Here is a 2,385-nt window from a genome sequence, read left to right as displayed (position 1 = left end):
TTTAAAGCTGTACCTTTAGACGGAACGACCAAACTATATCATGTATACCCTGACCTATGAATCAAAGTCGACCGGCAACCCAACGGACCGGGATATGGAAGAACTTTTGACCCTTGCGCGCGCAAAGAACTACCTAGAAGGCATTACGGGCTGCCTGATATATTACATGGGCATTTTCATACAGGTAATAGAGGGCGACAAATTTAACGTACTCAGACTCTTCAATACCATAAAGAAGGACAAGAGACATCGTGGGGTGCACCTCTTTTCGGACGACGAGATTGACGAGAGGAACTTTCCGGATTGGGCCATGGGATATTGCAGCATCGACAGAAATCTTCCAGGTACGAAAGAATTTGATCACTTCAAAAAAAATCTATCCCTGTTCGCGGACCTGAGCGCCTCGAAGAACATCACCGCAAAACTTTTCTGGAGGCGGGTAAAGTTTCTAATTTCCAGCCCACCGGAAGGTTTCTGACACATTTGCCCGAAAACCTGCGTTCTATGATCGGCCCCTTTTACACTGACCGATTTTTAAACAATAAGAACAAAGGGTATAAGATGATTATATCGGTACCGTAAAACCTTTGTTATTCACGCTTTACGGACATGGACGAGTAGATTTAACCGGCCGTTGAAGATAAACGATATGAAGATTTTTAAAGTATGATTTAACGTGGGATTAACTGCACCATGGAACTGTAAAAACCTCATGTTTGAAATGAAAAACAACAGTTCCATAAAACCTTATTAATTTTATACCATGTAGCCTGCAAGACTATACTTTATAGGGGATTCCAATGGTTCAGTTCCATAAAGTACCAGTGCCGTAATCCCTTCGTTTTATGTAACTAAATAAAAGAAATAAAATCATCCTTTAGTTTTAGTTGAAGTTTTACAAACTAGTTGTTCCTCTGCTTTTCAGTTTTGCCAAGAAGTTCATCCATCTTTGTTTTCTGACTCTCTAAAACGTTACGAAGCTGTCCATCGCTCCAACCGCACGAAGCATGCGTTTGAGCCAGCCTTCGGTCAAATTCTTCAAGAACATCATCTATTGAGCAGAAAATTTCTGTACCTTACTTTAAACCTAAGCATTGACTTTATTTTAAGCCTATGTTTTTTGGGTACTATAGCTGTATCGAGCTTTTTGCTATTTCCAGTATAGATCCCACTTTTTAAACCGATTCCACGTATACGAAAAGATTGGGTTTGGGAACTGCTTCAATGGTCAAAACAATTATATCATGGTCCCGGAACTTATTGTCGCGACGATTGTTTTAGGAGCCATCATACTTTTCAGCTTTGAGCTATTTTCCATCGATATCACCGCCCTGATCATTATGTGCGCATTGATGGTGACGGGTGTCCTGACCGTGGAAGAGGCCGTTTCCGGATTCAGCAACCCTGCCACCTTGACCGTTTTGGCGATGTTGATCCTTAGTGCCGGCATACAGAATACGGGACTAATCAATTATCTGGGCCAACTTAGTGTCAGAACCGGTAGCAATAATGAAATCGTCGTGATGGCCATGACCATGTTTTTAGCGGGTACGTTGTCCGCATTCCTGAACAACACTGCCGTTGTCGCGATTTTCCTTCCGTTGACCCTGAAGATTGCCCATCACAAAAAGATCAATGCCAATAAACTGCTCATGGCGCTATCCTTTGGAGCCATGCTTGGTGGATCGTGTACGTTGATCGGCTCGTCTACCAACTTGCTGGTAAGCGCAATTTCCGAAGAACATGGTTTGGGGGCGATAAAAATGTTCGAGCTCGCGCCGGTAGGTGGGATATTGTTCATCGCCCTAACTATTTTTCTGGTGCTCGGCGTAAGAAAGACCATTCCCGAGCAGAAATCGGAAAAAGGGAACCTCACCGGCATGTATCGACTCGATAACTATCTGGCCGAAATGATGCTACCGGAAAACTCTCCTTTTGTTGGAAAAAATATCGAGAAGACCCGGCTTTTGCAGGACCATGACCTGGAAATACTACAGATCGTTCGCGGGGAGAATATCATATACCTGCCGGAAAATATGGAATTGCTGGAAGCTGGTGATTCTTTGATCGTCAAGGCAAAAGCAAGAAAAATAATTGCACTGGGCAAAATCCCCGGCATCGAGATCAGGACCGACCTCGCAATAGACGATGAAAAATTGACCACCGGGAACGTTGTCTTGGTGGAAGTAATCATTAGCCCCGATTCCCTATTGATAAAACAAAAGATACACGATATCGATTTCCGAAAAAAATACAACGCAATTCCTTTAGCTGTTCGCGGGAAACAAGGGGTGGCCGTTGAACGACTTGACCAAATTGCGCTTTCGGAAGGATTTGCCCTTTTATTGGAAATAGAAAAAGATGCGATTTCCGAACTCCATGCCG

2 protein-coding genes are annotated in these 2,385 nt (G+C 43.4%); both read left to right on the top strand.

Going from position 1 to position 2,385, the window contains the following annotated elements:
- Positions 1-40: 40 nt before the first annotated feature.
- The gene (locus tag ACEW8S_RS20465) at positions 41-478 is read left to right on the top strand and encodes a BLUF domain-containing protein (protein ID WP_373519963.1); all 438 of its coding nucleotides are present in this window, start codon (positions 41-43) and stop codon (positions 476-478) included.
- A gap of 766 nt (positions 479-1,244) precedes the next feature.
- The coding region (locus ACEW8S_RS20460) for an SLC13 family permease (protein ID WP_373519962.1) at positions 1,245-2,385 on the top strand (1,141 nt) is incomplete at its 3' end.

Source organism: Pricia sp., from assembly GCF_041745955.1.
Classification (GTDB): Bacteria; Bacteroidota; Bacteroidia; order Flavobacteriales; family Flavobacteriaceae; genus Pricia.
Note: the sequence above shows the minus strand (reverse complement) of the source record. Positions and strands in the feature narration are given on the sequence as shown.

Bases quoted from the DNA above. Each gene is read 5' to 3' on its own strand.
- ACEW8S_RS20465 (WP_373519963.1), top strand. From the start codon at position 41: ATGTATACCCTGACCTATGAATCAAAGTCGACCGGCAACCCAACGGAC.